This is a genomic window from Clostridium sp. Cult1, assembly GCF_021655095.1.
Lineage (GTDB): Bacteria > Bacillota > Clostridia > Tissierellales > Tepidimicrobiaceae > Schnuerera.
The window spans coordinates 2,260,761-2,276,526 of sequence record NZ_PPXW01000001.1 but is presented as its reverse complement, the minus strand read 5'-3'; the positions used below and the strand labels follow the sequence as shown (position 1 = coordinate 2,276,526).

Genomic DNA, 15,766 nt, shown 5'->3' with positions numbered 1-15,766 from the left:
TCAATTCTACAAATTATTTTGCAGAATAAATAAACTGTTCTATTTCTTGAACCGTTGCTTTTGACCTAGGACCCTTTTTCATACATTTTATGGCAGCTGATCCAGAAGCGAATTTAAGAGCCTTTTGCCTATCCATTCCTTTAAAGAAATATGCATAAATTAAACCTGCTAAAAAACAATCTCCAGCACCTGTTGTATCCACTGCATCTACAGAATAGGCACCTACATGAATTGAATCTTCACCATCTATCCATAAGGAACCTTCATCTCCAGCAGTACATATAACCCCTTGTGGAACAGAATATGTTTCGCAAAACTTTTGTACCCCTTTTTTATATTCCTCTTCGCCTGTCATTTCAAAGTAACCCTCTCGGCCACTTGCGAAAATAGTAGAAAGTTCAATCATTTCCTCTATATCTTTAATGTCTACCCCACATTTTTCCATAAAGCTAGGAGGACATTGCATATTATATAAAACAGGTATGCCCTTCTTTTTTGCCAATTTCCCCAAATGAATCGATGCACGAGCTGAAAACATATCCGTATAGAAAAAATCAATTCCTTCCAGTATGTTTTCTGGAAGTTCCTCTGGTTCTAAACTTGCCACCGAATCTCCTAAATTGGCTAAAATGCAATGTTTTCCTCCTGGAATAGTTATGATATATGTATGTAGAGTAGAGCCACCTGGTTTAGTAACTAAAAATCTATCATCTACACCATCTTCCACTAATGTCCTACGGAATTCATTTCCATATTTGTCATCGCCAATCTTACCTGTCTGATATACTTCTATTCCAAGATGGGCCAAGGCTACAGAAAGATTTGCAGCACTTCCTCCAGGTATAAGCCTTTCAGACTCAATAAATCCAAATCCATCTTCCCTTGGCAATTGTTCTGTTTCTATTACCACATCCATAGCCACTGTTCCAAGCGAAAGCACCCTTTTCCTTCCTTCCATATCAATTTCTCCTCTCTTTGCTCTATCATGCATTAATCCTTTTCCTCTGTTTATAATCTGACAATGCTACTGTTACTAAAATGATAATTCCTGTTAGTAATTGTTGATAATTTGAGGAAATAGACAAAATTCTTAAACCATTATTTATTACTCCTAAAATAAGACAGGCAATAAAAGTGTCGCTTACACTACCTCGACCACCTCGCATATCAGTTCCACCAAGTACCACAGCAGCAATAGCATCCATTTCATAGCCTGTCCCTGCTAAGGGTTCTGCTGTATTCAATCGAGCACTAATAATAAGTCCAGCTATTCCTGCACATAATCCACATAATATATATATCCATATTTTATATTTATTTGTATTGACTCCACTTCTTCTCAAGGCTTCTTCATTACAACCCATAGCAATTGAATAGTTTCCAAATCGTGTTTTCCCTAAAAGAATCACTCCTATAAAAGTAACAAAAAAAGCTATAAGAATAGGATAATTAAGAAAACCAATAGTTCCACTACCCAAATATGTAAATGCTTTAGGAAAACCATATATAGGTCTACCTTTTGTAATCAGCACCGTAGCTCCTCTAATAATAGACATAGTACTCAATGTAACAATAAAAGGATTTATTTTTAAATAGGAAATCATATACCCATTAAAAAGTCCTACACCCATAGCAACAACTAGTCCTATAAAAACAGAAATTCCAACATTGAGACCAGCTTTCATGGCAAAAGCTGATACAATTGAACTTAAAGCAATTACGGAACCAATTGACAAATCAATTCCTCCAGAGCAAATTACAAAAGTCATACCTACGGACAAAATAATATATAAAGATGCCTGATCTAATATATTTTTTATATTACCTAATGTTAAAAAATAAGAAGATGCGAAACTAAGAACAATTATCATAACTATAAGAATAAAAATTAACAAAATCCTATATACATATGGTTGTAGTCCCATTTTAAAATCCTTATACATAATCTCTCTCCTCATCAAATATCTGTTGCACCAGTAATCATTGAAACAATATCATTCATATTTATTTCATCAGTTTTAACCATATCCACTATTTTACCTTGACGCATTACACATATTTTATCTGCAATTTGAAATACTTGCTGTAAATTATGGCTGATAATAATCACACCGTAACCGTCTTTCGCAAGTCTTTTAATCAACTTCAATACCCTTGTAGACTCTACTAATCCCATGGCAGCTGTTGGCTCATCAAAAATCAACAATTTTCCTCCTTGATGAATAGCCCTAGCAACAGCTACACCCTGTCTCTGACCACCACTTAAATTTGCTACAGGTACTTTTATATTAGGTACTTGGACTTCTAAATTTTGAATTAGCTGTTTAGATTCCTTATACATTTTCTTCCTATCAATAAATAAACCTTTCATTGGTTCCCTACCAAGAAAGATATTATATGCTACATCACGGGTATCAACCAATGACAGGTCCTGATAAACTGTTGAAATTCCCTTATTTAAGGAAATTCTAGGATTTAATTGTTGCTGTTTTTCTCCATTTATCCATATTTCACCAGAATCCTGTGTAAGTACTCCAGAAATGATCTTAATAAGTGTAGACTTCCCAGCACCGTTATCCCCTACAATGGCTAAAATTTCGCCTAAATAACTTTCCAAACTAACTCCTTTAAGAGCTTCTATGTTTCCAAAATTTTTTGTTATATTATTAACCTTTAAAAATAGACTAGATTGGTTAACTGTATCACTCATGATTTCACATCCCTTGTTGCATTCTATACATATATAGCTTAAATGGCAGCAGAACAATTATAACAGAATCATTTCTAAAAGTTAAATTTATATTTTCTATAACCTATCTACTTACCATTAATTTTCTTTATATCCTGACTTCATATTATAAAAAAACCAACTATACAGCTTAAAAGCTGTGTAGTTGGTTTTTTACTAGTTTAATTTAAACCAAACTCCACCAATCCCATCGCCTCGTGATCCATAGACAAGTTTTGGATTAGCGTCTGATTTTTTTACTTTCAGTAGCAAATATCCTTCATGTTCTGCACCTTGATAAAGGCTAGTCTCTCCGAATTCCTGTTCAGAAACTAAATGAGCAATTCTATGAATATTAATATACTCTACATTACCTTCACTAAACATCTTAAAATAACTTCTGTTGACGGCTACTTTTTTATCATCCTTCGAGTCAACTACTTTAACATGTCCTTTAACTAATAATGCCTCTTCATCATCTTCAAAGTAATATTCATAGACGCCTTCTATCCCCAATTTTTTAACTGCTTCTTCTCCTCTTATAACTTCTTTAATGGTCACATCTACTGAATAATTGGACATATATGTATCTACTTCTAACCTTTGTGTAACTCCGATGGGGGCTGGATTGTTTCTACCATATTCTTCACTTGGTTTAGTATCACCAATACTAGATTCTTCACCTGGTTTAATGTCATCAATACTAGCTGTATTAGTCCTCTGATCTCATCCTACTTTTTTACCTAACATTTCAGCAACATCCCTTATAGGTACATAGGTTGTCCCTTTATAGAGAATATTATCTGCATTAACAGGCTTTCCGTTTACAGCTATATTTACTGAATTAAGCATTACCTCAATCTTTTGTTTCATTCCTCCAGCAAATACAACAGTACTCATTAGTATGACCGTTACTACTACTCCAACTACAAAACCTTTTAACTCCTTTTTCATATTAATTACCTCCATTATTTTTTGATATATTACCTAATAATTTTATAATAACATATAATTTCACTTTTTAATAATTGTTTTTAATTATATTAATCCTTTATATAATGTATAAATCGCCATACTCTATATGATATACCAATACATATGTTCCTTTAATAAATTTCTGTTCTTATTATCTCTCCCTTAGAATATTAATTATATAGAAAGGGTGAGAGTATGAAAGAATTGTGGATAATAACAATCTATGGTTTTGTAGTGGGTGTGGTAGGCACAGGCATTGGTGGGTTGGCTTCTTTATTCATTAGAAATACGGATAGAACTTTATCTTTCCTATTAGGGTTAACTGGTGGATTTATGTTATTTATTGTCACCTTCCACCTTTTACCTGAGTCCTTTATTCTAGGGGGCTTATATATTTCTATTATAGGCATTATATTAGGAATATTATTAGTTGTATTTGTTGAAAACCACATAGAAGATATAGTAAAAAACCCTCTTATGAAGAGTAGTTTACTTTTAGGTATTAGCATAGCAGTACATAATTTCCCCGAAGGTTTGGCTTTAGGTTCTAGTTTTCTAACTATGTCCAATTTAGGGCCAGTACTATCTTTAGCTATGTTGCTACATAATATACCTGAAGGGTTATCTATGGCCATACCTTTAAAGGTCAACAAAAAATCCCCTTTAAAAATTATATTCTACACTATATTAACGGGAATTCCTACGGGAATAGGTGCATTTATTGGTGCCTATATGGGAATGGTTTCAAACATATTTATCTCTCTATGTCTATCTTTTGCTGGAGGCACTATGTTATATATTATTAGTGATGAAATCATTCCTAGTGCTAAAACCCTCCACAAAGGGAGGGCTTCATCTATAGGTATCATAATTGGATTTGTAATTGGAATTGTACTATATTTCTAACCTACCAAACAGCTACATATCCATCTGTTCTAGGTTCGCAGGCTCCGCATAGAATTCCATTATCATCTCTCCAGATTATTTCACCCCTGCCAAAATCCGTACTATCAGCTTTCACTACTATATCGTGGCCTGCCCTTGCCAATTGTAAAGCTAAATTATTGTCAAAGGATTGTTCAATCTCTATGGTTTTATCTCCAATCCACTGCCATCTAGGCCTATCTAATGCATCCTGTGGATTCAATTTATAGTCTATAGTGTTGATTAAAACCTGTAAATGCCCTTGAGGTTGCATAAATCCTCCCATTACTCCAAAGGGACCTACCGGCTTTCCATCCTTCATTAAAAATCCTGGTATTATTGTATGATAGGATTTTTTTCCTCCTGCTAAACAATTCCCTGAACCTGGATCTAAATTAAAATTACAACCTCTGTTATACATTGCTATCCCTGTATTTGGAATAACTATTCCAGAACCAAATCCCATATAATTACTTTGTATATAAGAGACCATGTTTCCATATTGATCTGCAGTTGCTAAATATACAGTCCCGCTTTGTGTCGGCTTTCCAGCTTTAGGCATTATGGCTTTATCCTTAATCAAACTAGCTCTATTCTTTGCATAATCCATAGAGAGTAACTCATCTATGGAAACCTCCATATACTTTGGATCTGCTACATATTTTTGCACATCTGTAAAAGCCAATTTAAGAGCTTCCATTTGATAATGGGTACTATTAAAAGAGTTCATATCTTCAAGTTCTAATTGTGTCAAAATATTTAATACCATTAAAACAGTAATTCCATGTCCATTAGGAGGAATTTCACAAACTTCAAATCCTTTGTAATTTGTAGAAATTGGCTCTACCCACTCTGGATAATATTCTTCTAAATCGGATAACTCTAAAAATCCATCATTTTCTTTAAAAAATTTAGCAATTTTTTCTGCCAGTTCTCCTCTGTATATGCTCTCAGAAACTGTATATCCTATTTCTTCTAATGTATTTCCGTGATTCTCTAAACGTAGCAGATCTCCAGCTTTCATCGATTTGCCTTCTGGTGCAAAAGTATCAAACCATCCTAGAATAGACTTATCTTCTCTTAATGCTTTTGAATATTTATGGAAGGATTTTTCCCATACACTACCTACACCAGGTTGAATAATATAACCTTCCTTTGCATAAGAAATAGCAGGTCTCAATAATTCCTCAAACTCCAGCTCTGACCCAAATTTCTTCCATAACTCAGCCCAAGCTGCAGGGGCTCCTGGTACATTCACTGGTACTACTCCTGTTGTGGGAATTTTGTCTAGTCCCCTCCCTTTTAAAGCATCTACACTTATCTTTTTAGGAGAAGGCCCACTAGCATTAAGACCATGAAGTTTTCCCTTTGACCAAACTAATGCAAAGGCATCCCCACCTATTCCATTAGCAGTAGGCTCTACTACCGTTAAAGCTGCTGCAGTGGCTATAGCTGCATCAACTGCATTTCCACCTTTTTTTAATATTTCTAACCCAGCATTTGCAGCCAATGGGTTGCCAGTAACAACCATACCCTTCCTACCATAGACCACATTCCTTCTAGATGGATAATGGTAAACTAACGGGTCGAATTCAAATTTCATATATTCATTCCCCTTTTTGCCATATTCATTCTCCATATATTATAGCATAGAAAACTCGGATAGAATTTTCTATCCGAGTTTTCTCTTAGCCTACTTGTTTTAATTTTTCTGCTTGATCTGAGGTTATTAGACCATCTATCATTTCATCAATATCTCCATCCAAGAAGTTTTCCAATTTATATAGAGTCATATTGATTCTATGATCTGTAATCCTTCCTTGAGGGAAATTGTAAGTTCTTATTCTTTCAGATCTATCTCCTGTACCTACCTGTGAACGTCTTTCTTCAGCTATTTCATTATGTTGCTCTCTCATCATCTGATCGTATAATCTGGTTTTTAGTATCTTCATTGCTTTTTCCTTATTTTTCAGCTGAGATTTTTCATCTTGACATGCTACTACCATTCCTGTTGGAATATGGGTAATTCTTACAGCAGAGTCGGTAGTGTTAACGCTTTGACCACCATTTCCAGAGGAACGATATACATCCACTCTTATATCATTTTGGTTTATTTCAATGTCAATATCCTCTGCTTCTGGTAATACGGCAACAGTAGCTGTAGAAGTATGGATTCTACCACTAGATTCAGTTGTAGGTACTCTCTGAACTCTATGAACTCCTGATTCGTATTTTAATCTACTATAAGCGCCTTTACCTTTTATCATAAATATAACTTCCTTAAATCCTCCAACTCCTTGTTCATTAGAACTCATTAACTCTGTCTTCCAACCCTGTCTTTCTGCATACATACTATACATTCTAAATAAATCTCCTGCAAATAATCCTGCTTCGTCTCCTCCAGCTCCTGCTCTTATTTCAACAATTACATTTTTGTGGTCATTAGGATCCTTTGGAATAAGGAGTATCCTCAATTCTTCTTCCAGTTTTTCAATAGTTTCTTCATATTCTGCTATTTCTTCTTTTAATAAGTCTTTCATTTCATCATCTAATTTTTCCTTGAGCATTTCCTTATCTTCTTCTAAAGTCTTCTGAGCCTTAGTATACTCCTTGTATTTATTTACAATAGGTTCTATATCTGCATGCTCTTTAACTAGTCTTTGCCATTCTTCAATATTATTTATGATTTCAGGATCTATTATCTTCATACTTAACTCTTTATATTTATTTTCTATAAAGGATAACTTTTCTAACATATTATACCTCCTTTCCAATGTCATCAAATATAGATAAAATTTTTATAATCCAATTAATAGTTCATATATATTATACCATGATAGATATTAAAAAATCCAATCCATTAGATAGAATAGCATATATATGGCAAACAATAAAGTATTATTTTTCTCTAGTCTGTTTATTTTTATAAAATAATATGGAACCCATCCCGCCTGCTAATATTAAATATATAGGGCTAATACTTAAAACGATTATAATCAAAGCAGTTATTACCGAAATAGATATTTTTTTATAGCCAAATTTGGATTGTTTAGCCAATCGGTATACAGCAGATACTATTAATGCCACTACTGCTGGCCTTATCCCTAAAAATACCTTTTCAATAATAGGGTTATTTCTATATTGGAAAAACACAGTAGCAATTAAAAGAATAATTAAAAAAGATGGCAATATAGTTCCTAAAGCGCAAGCTAAGGCTCCTTTAAATCCTTTTAACTTATATCCAACAAATATACTTACATTAACTGCAATAGGTCCAGGTGAACCCTGGGATATAGCAATTGTATCTAAAAACTCATCTTCTTCTACCCATCTTTTATTATCCACTATTTCTTTTTGGATTATAGGTATCATTGCATAGCCTCCGCCAATAGTAAAGGCACCTACTTTAAAAAATGTTTTAAACATATCAAAAAGCATATATTCCACCTACCTTAATATAGTATTGCCCCAGTTATTCCTGCCAATATAATAGCATATATTGGATTAAGTTTTTTAAAGGAAACCATATAAAATACCCCTATACTTATGAGCACAGATTTAATATCAATAAAAGCATCCATAGCTACTGAAATAGATGCAGAAGCAATTAACCCTAGGACTATTGGTCTAATACCTACAAAAAACCAATCCGTATAGGGTGAATCTTTAAATTTGTTTACAAAATGGAATATAATACTCATAATTATGAAAGAAGGTAATACTACTGCTATGGTAGCTACAATAGAACCTAATATACCACATACTCTATATCCTAGAAAAGTAGCAGTATTTATAGCAATAGGTCCAGGAGTCATTTCAGACACTGCTAAAATATCTATAAACTCTGCATTAGTTAGCCAATTATGGACTTCAATTACTTCTTCCTTTATTAGAGGAAGCATAGCATATCCTCCTCCAAAACTGAAAGCACCTATTTTAAAGAATGAGAAAAATAATTTTATTAAGAGATTCATCTATTCTAACCCCTCTTTATCCAGTATTCCTAATACTACTCTATCTAATCCTTGTAAATCTTTAAGCACTTTTATATTTGTAAATCCTTCATCTATCATCATATTCATAACCAATTTACTTTGGTCATAACCAATTTCAAAAATCAACAATCCCTTTTCCGTTAAGTATTCTTTGCTTTTAGGGATTATCTTCCTATAAAATTTTAGGCCATCCTCTCCTCCATCTAATGCTTCCCTTGGTTCATAATCCTTAACCTCTTCTTGAAGGGTATCTATATCTTCCTTAGGTATATAAGGAGGATTGGAAGCTATTATATGAAACTTTAGATTTAGGCCTTCTAAAGCTTGAAACAAATCTCCTTTATATAAGTTTACATTTTCAAGTTTGAATCTTTCCATATTTATTTTAGCTACCTTTAATGGAATATCCTGAAAATCTACTCCATATATATTGGCATTTCTTCTGTGATAAGCAATGCTCAAAGCTATAGCACCACTGCCTATGCCTAAATCCAAAATATTTATAGATTCATCCCTATATTTATTATCTATATATTCTAAGACATATTCTACAAGGATTTCTGTATCCGGTCGAGGAATTAAAACCCCTTCCTCTATATAAAAATCCAAACCCATAAATTCCTTCTTATTAAGAATATATTGGATAGGATAGCCTTGAGCCCTTTTTCCCATCAATTCTAAGAATTTGTCTACAATAGGCTCTGATACTTTATCTCTCCCATGGGTATAAATGTAGATTTTATCCACATTTAATAATTCACTTAATAAAAGAGTAGATTCTAATATGGGATTTGTATAGGGCCTATCCTTTATCAGATCTACTCCTCTTTGTAATAATTGATTTATTTCCATAGGTCTTCTTCCTTTTTATCTGTAAGGACTGCCTTTAATGCCTCTATAGCCACTTCTATTTGAGCTTCATCTGGCTCCTTAACTGTAGCCATTCTCTGTATTAACAGTCCTGGATAGGATAGATAATAGGCAATAGCTGAATTACTCTTACCAATAACCCGATTTATTTCATAAGAAATTCCTGCTATTATGGGAAGCATCAATAACCTTATTAAAACTCTTTGTAACGGATTAGGCCAACCGAAGAAAGATAAAACCAAAATACTTACAATCATAACCATGAATAAAAAACTCGTTCCACATCTTGGATGTAGTATAGGATATTTCTTTACATTTTCCACAGTTAATGGATCTCCATTTTCATAACAATGGATAGTCTTATGCTCTGCACCGTGATATTCAAATACCCTACCTATATCTTCCATTTTAGAGACTACTGTTACATATGTGAGAAATAGCATAATACGAACCAAACCTTCTATTAAGTTTAATAGGATAGGATTTTCTATCCCTTTTTTGAAAAAGTTAGTTATAAGACTAGGTAATAATATGAAAAGTAAAATGGTAAATACTAGAGATATCATTAGAGTAAATACTATTTCAGCTTCTTCACTTTTTTCCTTAAAAATCCTATCTAAAAAGGTTTCTTTATTTCCATCTTTCTCTATACCATCTTCATAAAAATCAGCTGAATACATTAAAGCCCTAATTCCAAAGGCCATAGATTCTACTAATCCTACCAGGCCTCTTATCAAAGGAAGTCTGAAAAATTTATATCTCATACCTAGAGTATTTAATTTCTCTTTCTTCAATATTATTTCATTATTTGGCTTTCTTACCGCAATCGCCAAATCCTTTGGCCCCCGCATTAATATGCCTTCAATCAAAGCTTGGCCGCCTATACTGGTCATATGCTTTGGAACTCTATTAACATCTTTTATCTTCATTTTCTCAACACCCTTTTTCTTCAATTCACAGCCCACAATTCACAACTATTTAGGGTCTAGCTTCTGAGTCTAAAATTCTTTGGCTTCCCTAGCTTAGTTCAATAAGTGTGCCTATGCCTTCGCCTCAGAATGACAACTCTAATTAATTGTCAATTGCCTAAATTCTTTTAAATAAAAATAAAGGTTAGATGCTGTATAGGCAACTAACCTATTTGGTTTTAAATAGAGATTAATCCATACCATATTTTTTCTTGAATTTTTCTACACGGCCACCACGTTCTGTGAACTTTTGACGTCCTGTAAAGAATGGATGACATTCTGAACAAATTTCTACCCTTAAGTCTTCTTTTGTTGAACCGGTTTTGAATGTATTTCCACATGCACATTTTACTGTAGCTTCATAATATTCTGGATGTATTCCTTTTTTCATTACTTTCACCTCTCTTTATTGCCAGTATATAAAATACATTAATTCACATAATTTGACCTATTAATTATAGCATAATCCTAAAAATATTTCAACTAAAACCAGATTTTATTTCTCATCTCTTCTATAAATTCCTCATTAGACTTAGTATTCATTAAATTTTCTATTAATGTCTCTGTTACATCTTGGGTAGGTGCATTGCCTAAGGCCTTTCTAATACTCCAAATAGTTTCTAATTCTCTTTGGCTTAATAATAAATCCTCTCTTCTAGTCCCAGATTTATTAATATCTAAGGCTGGAAATATTCTCTTTTCAGAAAGCTTTCTATCTAAATGTATCTCCATATTACCTGTACCCTTAAATTCTTCGAATATAACATCATCCATCCTACTACCTGTTTCAACTAATGCAGTAGCTAATATGGTTAAGCTGCCTCCTTCTTCTAAATTCCTAGCTGCTCCAAAAAATCTCTTAGGTTTATGTAATGCTCCAGGATCTAACCCACCAGACAAGGTCCTTCCTGTTGCTGGAATAGTAAGGTTATAAGCCCTTGCAAGCCTAGTTATGCTATCTAATAGGATTACAACATCCTTTCCATGTTCTACTAGCCTTTTGGCTCTTTCAAGAACTATTTCCGCCACCTTAGTATGGTGATTGGGTAGCTCATCAAAAGTTGAATAAACAACATCTCCATCTACAGATCTTCTCATATCTGTAACTTCCTCAGGCCTTTCATCTATTAAAAGTACAATAATCTCTATTTCAGGGTGATTCTTAGAAATGGCATTGGCAACGGATTTAAGAAGAGTTGTTTTACCAGCCTTTGGTGGCGAGACGATCATCCCTCTCTGTCCTTTCCCAATGGGAGCTATTAAATCGATAATCCTAGTCGAAAGATTGTTTGGAGTTGTTTCCATTTCAATTCTCTTTCTTGGGTATATTGGGGTTAAACTATCAAAATCTGGTCTAGTTAGACAGGTTTCCGGGTCTAAACCATTTACACTTTTTACATAGAGAAGAGCTTTATACTTTTCTCCCGATTTCGCAGGTCTCGTAATACCAAATACTTTGTCTCCTGTTCTAAGCCTAAACCTTCTAATCTGGGAAGGGGATACATATATATCATTATCGCCGGATAAGTAATTGTCTGATCTTAAAAATCCATATCCATCTTGATGGATTTCCAATATTCCCTCAGCACCATCAATATTATCCATCTGTTCTAATTCTTCAGTTACCTTCTCAGGTAATTCTTCCATATCTATGTCTTTAATATCTATTTCTTCAACTGCCTTTTTTTCAGGTATGTCCTTTTCTTCCTTTCCTGTGTTATCCAAAATAATGTCTATTAATTCATTCTTCCTATATTTAGTAACACTTTTAATCCCTAGGGTTTTTGCTATAACCCGGAGATCCTCCAACTTTTTCTCATGTAATATACTAGAATCCAAAAATTACACCTCCATAAAATTTAAGAAAAGCTACCGCTGGGAGTCCGAACTTATGATTCCTAGAGCGGCTTTATATTGTTCAAAAACTAATTTCTATTAATCAAATTATGGAATGACCTCAAGAAATGTCAGACAGATAAGTATTTCTAGGATTATAATATCATTATAGTTTTTATAAGTCAAATCAAATTATTTTGCATATTCAGGCTTTTTATCCAACCTATGTATAGCTTCAATAAACCTAACAGTACCAGTCTCTCCTCTCATTACTACTGAATAGGTTTTAGCAGTATTGTTTTCGTAGTAAACAACACCTTTTAGTAGTTCACCATTAGAAATACCTGTAGCTGAAAATATTATTTCATTTCCCTTTACAAGATGATCCATAGTAAGAATAGTATCCATATTATGTAGACCCATCTCTCTACATCTTTCTACTTCTTCATCCTTCATAGGATGAAGCCGTCCTTGAATTTCCCCACCTAAGCATTTTAATGCTGCAGCTGCAAGGACCCCTTCAGGAGCCCCTCCAATGCCCATTAAAATATCTACCCCTGAATCTTCAAAACAAGTGGCTATAGCAGCAGCTACATCTCCATCTTGGAAAAGCTTAATTCTTGCTCCCGCTTCTCTAACTCTTTGGATTAATTCTTTATGCCTTGGTCTATCTAACATAGTTACAGTTATATCGGAAATATCCTTATTCAACGCTTTAGAAAGGTTTCTCAAATTTGTTTCTACAGTTTCATCTAAATTGATCTTTCCAGCCCCTTTTGGTCCTACTGCTATCTTATTCATATACATATCTGGTGCATGTAGTAAACATCCTCTAGGAGCTACTGCTACTACTGATATAGCATTAGATAACCCTTTAGCAACAGCAGTAGTTCCATCTAATGGATCTACTGCTATATCTACTTTAATTGAATTCTTAGTTGCCTTACCTATCTGTTCCCCTATATATAGCATAGGAGCTTCGTCCATTTCACCTTCGCCAATAACTACTACTCCATCAATAGCTAAGGTATCGAACATCCTCCTCATACCATTGACAGCTGCCTCATCTGCCTTGTTTTTATCACCTCTACCTAGATAACTAGCAGATTGTAATGCAGCAGCTTCTGTTACTCTTACTAAATTCAAAGTTAAATTTCTATCCATAGCAAAATCCCCCTATGATTTTTTAGCCTCTATATAGTATATTCTACTAATATTTTTTATGTCAAATAGTATGTGCTATTTATTTAACTGTGTTTTTTCAACAGTTCCTTTAATATATCATTCTTGTCTAATCTATGTCGAGCTTCTACAAACCTAATGGTTCCCGTCTTAGATCTCATGACAACAGAATGGGTTTTAGCCAAATTATCTCCATAATAGACTACCCCTTTTAGAAGATCCCCATCAGAAATGCCGGTAGCTGCAAAGAAGATATCATTACCTTTAGCTAAATCATCTATCGTAAGAACCTTTCCCAAATTCTCTTCAGTAAAACCAAATTTCTTACATCTTTCCATCTCTTTATCGCTCATTGGATAAAGCCTTCCTTGAAAATCCCCTCCCATACATTTCAATGCAGATGCAGCAATAACCCCTTCTGGTGCACCTCCAATACTTATCATTATATCTACACCTGTATCTTCAAAAGCAGTAGCTATGGCTGCAGCCACATCTCCTTCTCCAAACAATTTTATTCTAGCACCTATTTTACGAACCTCATCTATAATATTCTTATGCCTTTCCCTATCTTGAATTATTACAGTTAGATCAGAAATATCCTTATTTAAAGCCTCAGCTACTGCATATACATTTTCTTCAATAGAAGAATCTATATGGATTTTACCTGCTGCTCTAGGTCCTACTGCTATCTTCTTCATATAAGTATCTGGTGCGTTTAACAAACAACCTTTAGGAGCCATAGCTATTACAGAAATAGCATTAGGTAAACCCTTGGCTACAAGAGTAGTCCCATCTAATGGGTCTACTGCTATATCTGCCTTTACATCCATACCTGCTCCTATTACTTCTCCAATATATAACATAGGGGCTTCGTCTAATTCTCCTTCTCCTATTACAACTTGTCCTTTAGTATTTACAAGGTTAAAAGCTGCCCTCATTCCATCTACTGCAGCCTGATCTGCTCCTATTTTGTCACCTCTACCCATATATCTACCTGAAGCTAATGCAGCAATTTCTGTTACCCTTACTAAGGACAAAGCTAAATCCCTATCCATTATCATCTCTCCTTTAAAGTTAATTGTGCTATACTATATTATAAACTAAAATGATGAATAATAAAACAAAAAAAGCAGGCCAAAGCCTGCCTTAACAATTCTAAATTGTCAAATGTTAATTACTTATACCTTCCCAATCCTTCAAAAACCTTTCAATTCCAATATTCGTTAGAGGATGGTTCAACATCTGCAAAAATACTTTATAAGGTACAGTTGCTATATGGGCTCCTGCTTTTGCAGCTTCCGTTACATGAATTGGATGCCTAATACTTGCAGCTATTATTTCCGTATCTATATCATGAATATCAAATATTTGAACTATATCATATATAATATTCATGCCTTCATTACCAATATCATCTAATCTACCTATAAAAGGGCTAACATAAGTTGCCCCTGCCTTTGCTGCTAACAAGGCTTGATTAGGAGAGAATACTAAGGTTACATTGGTCTTTATTCCTTCCTTAGATAAAATCTTTACAGCCTTCAATCCCTCTTTGGTCATAGGTATTTTAATAACAATATTAGGATGTATTTTAGCTAAATCTCTAGCTTCTTTCACCATTCCTTCTTTTTCTAAGGAAATAACTTCTGCACTAATAGGCCCATCTACTATATTAGTAATTTCTTTTATTACTTCTTTAAAATCTCTACCTTCTTTTGCTATTAAAGATGGATTAGTAGTAACACCACAAATTACTCCCCATTCATTAACTTCTTTTATTTCATCTATATTAGCCGTATCGATGAATAGTTTCAAAGCATTTCACCCCTTCATATTTCAGGCCACTACAGGTGACCTTTACAATTGTACATAGTTTATTGTGTCCATTGATTAAGCTCTACCAACAGAACCAAATAGCTCCATTTTCTCTTTAATAACTTCTTTCATAGCTTCTTTAGCTGGCCCTAATATTTTTCTTGGATCTATATTGTCTGGATTTTCTTTTAAGAAATCTTTGATTGCACTAGAGAATGCTACTCTTAAATCCGTATCTATGTTGATCTTATTTATTCCAAGGGATACTGCTTTTTCAATTGCTTCCTTTGGAACACCACTAGATCCATGTAATACTAAAGGAATATTCAATATATCTTTTATAGTTTTTATTCTATCAAAATCTAATCTTGGTTCTCCCTTATATACACCGTGGGCAGTTCCTACTGCTATTGCTAAATAATCTACCCCAGTTTCATCAACAAATTTTTTAGCTTCATTAGGATCAGTGAAAG

The 15,766-nt window shown here is 33.8% G+C and carries 18 protein-coding genes; 1 reads left to right on the top strand and 17 read right to left on the bottom strand.

Translation table 11 applies throughout. The features are described from left to right. Positions 1-13: 13 nt before the first annotated feature. The 5 genes from C3E89_RS11345 to C3E89_RS11325 form a co-directional block, all read right to left on the bottom strand. A complete protein-coding gene (locus C3E89_RS11345; RefSeq protein ID WP_236913057.1) occupies positions 14-991 on the bottom strand; it encodes a carbohydrate kinase family protein in 978 nt (325 codons plus the stop codon). After that, positions 984-1,943, bottom strand: coding sequence for an ABC transporter permease (locus tag C3E89_RS11340; protein ID WP_236913056.1), 960 nt, complete (start codon positions 1,941-1,943; stop codon positions 984-986). Before C3E89_RS11340 ends, C3E89_RS11345 begins: the two co-directional genes overlap by 8 nt. Before the next feature lie 14 nt (positions 1,944-1,957). After that, entirely contained in the window at positions 1,958-2,710 is a 753-nt protein-coding gene (locus tag C3E89_RS11335; RefSeq protein WP_236913055.1) for an ATP-binding cassette domain-containing protein, read from the bottom strand. A gap of 195 nt (positions 2,711-2,905) precedes the next feature. Beyond that, positions 2,906-3,310, bottom strand: a complete 405-nt coding sequence (locus tag C3E89_RS11330) for a hypothetical protein (protein WP_236913054.1) — start codon at positions 3,308-3,310, stop codon at positions 2,906-2,908. 144 nt (positions 3,311-3,454) lie between these two features. After that, positions 3,455-3,682: a stalk domain-containing protein gene (locus C3E89_RS11325; protein WP_236913053.1), complete on the bottom strand. Its 228-nt coding sequence runs from the start codon at positions 3,680-3,682 to the stop codon at positions 3,455-3,457. Between the two features lie 216 nt (positions 3,683-3,898). Here C3E89_RS11325 and C3E89_RS11320 point away from each other — a divergent pair, with 216 nt between their 5' ends. Continuing rightward, entirely contained in the window at positions 3,899-4,609 is a 711-nt protein-coding gene (locus C3E89_RS11320) for a ZIP family metal transporter (protein ID WP_236913052.1), read from the top strand. 1 nt (position 4,610) lies between these two features. Here C3E89_RS11320 and C3E89_RS11315 read toward each other — a convergent pair whose 3' ends face one another. From C3E89_RS11315 to C3E89_RS11260, 12 genes are all read right to left on the bottom strand, one after another. Next, positions 4,611-6,230 (bottom strand): gamma-glutamyltransferase family protein, encoded by a 1,620-nt coding sequence (locus C3E89_RS11315; RefSeq protein WP_236913051.1) that lies wholly within the window; start codon positions 6,228-6,230, stop codon positions 4,611-4,613. Positions 6,231-6,315: 85 nt separating this feature from the next. Continuing rightward, positions 6,316-7,383 carry a peptide chain release factor 1 gene (prfA, locus tag C3E89_RS11310; RefSeq protein ID WP_236913050.1) on the bottom strand — a complete coding sequence of 356 codons (1,068 nt, stop codon included), beginning with the start codon at positions 7,381-7,383 and terminating at the stop codon, positions 6,316-6,318. 142 nt (positions 7,384-7,525) lie between these two features. Continuing rightward, a complete protein-coding gene (locus tag C3E89_RS11305; RefSeq protein WP_236913049.1) occupies positions 7,526-8,065 on the bottom strand; it encodes a chromate transporter in 540 nt (179 codons plus the stop codon). 14 nt (positions 8,066-8,079) lie between these two features. Next, positions 8,080-8,601, bottom strand: a complete 522-nt coding sequence (locus tag C3E89_RS11300) for a chromate transporter (protein WP_236913048.1) — start codon at positions 8,599-8,601, stop codon at positions 8,080-8,082. Then, positions 8,602-9,474, bottom strand: coding sequence for a peptide chain release factor N(5)-glutamine methyltransferase (prmC, locus tag C3E89_RS11295; RefSeq protein WP_236913047.1), 873 nt, complete (start codon positions 9,472-9,474; stop codon positions 8,602-8,604). Beyond that, positions 9,465-10,421 carry a DUF1385 domain-containing protein gene (locus tag C3E89_RS11290; protein WP_236913046.1) on the bottom strand — a complete coding sequence of 319 codons (957 nt, stop codon included), beginning with the start codon at positions 10,419-10,421 and terminating at the stop codon, positions 9,465-9,467. Before C3E89_RS11290 ends, prmC begins: the two co-directional genes overlap by 10 nt. 229 nt (positions 10,422-10,650) lie before the next feature. Next, positions 10,651-10,851, bottom strand: coding sequence for a 50S ribosomal protein L31 (gene rpmE / locus C3E89_RS11285; RefSeq protein WP_005583126.1), 201 nt, complete (start codon positions 10,849-10,851; stop codon positions 10,651-10,653). Positions 10,852-10,943: 92 nt separating this feature from the next. Next, complete coding sequence (gene rho / locus C3E89_RS11280; RefSeq protein WP_236913045.1) at positions 10,944-12,299, bottom strand: transcription termination factor Rho; 1,356 nt, start codon at positions 12,297-12,299, stop codon at positions 10,944-10,946. Positions 12,300-12,488: 189 nt separating this feature from the next. After that, positions 12,489-13,460, bottom strand: a complete 972-nt coding sequence (glpX, locus tag C3E89_RS11275; protein WP_236913044.1) for a class II fructose-bisphosphatase — start codon at positions 13,458-13,460, stop codon at positions 12,489-12,491. Positions 13,461-13,543: 83 nt separating this feature from the next. Continuing rightward, complete coding sequence (glpX, locus tag C3E89_RS11270) at positions 13,544-14,536, bottom strand: class II fructose-bisphosphatase (protein WP_336512973.1); 993 nt, start codon at positions 14,534-14,536, stop codon at positions 13,544-13,546. Between the two features lie 112 nt (positions 14,537-14,648). After that, positions 14,649-15,293, bottom strand: coding sequence for a fructose-6-phosphate aldolase (gene fsa, locus C3E89_RS11265; RefSeq protein WP_236913042.1), 645 nt, complete (start codon positions 15,291-15,293; stop codon positions 14,649-14,651). A gap of 75 nt (positions 15,294-15,368) precedes the next feature. After that, positions 15,369-15,766 (bottom strand): class II fructose-bisphosphate aldolase (locus C3E89_RS11260; RefSeq protein ID WP_236913041.1); only part of this gene is annotated, 398 nt, incomplete at its 5' end.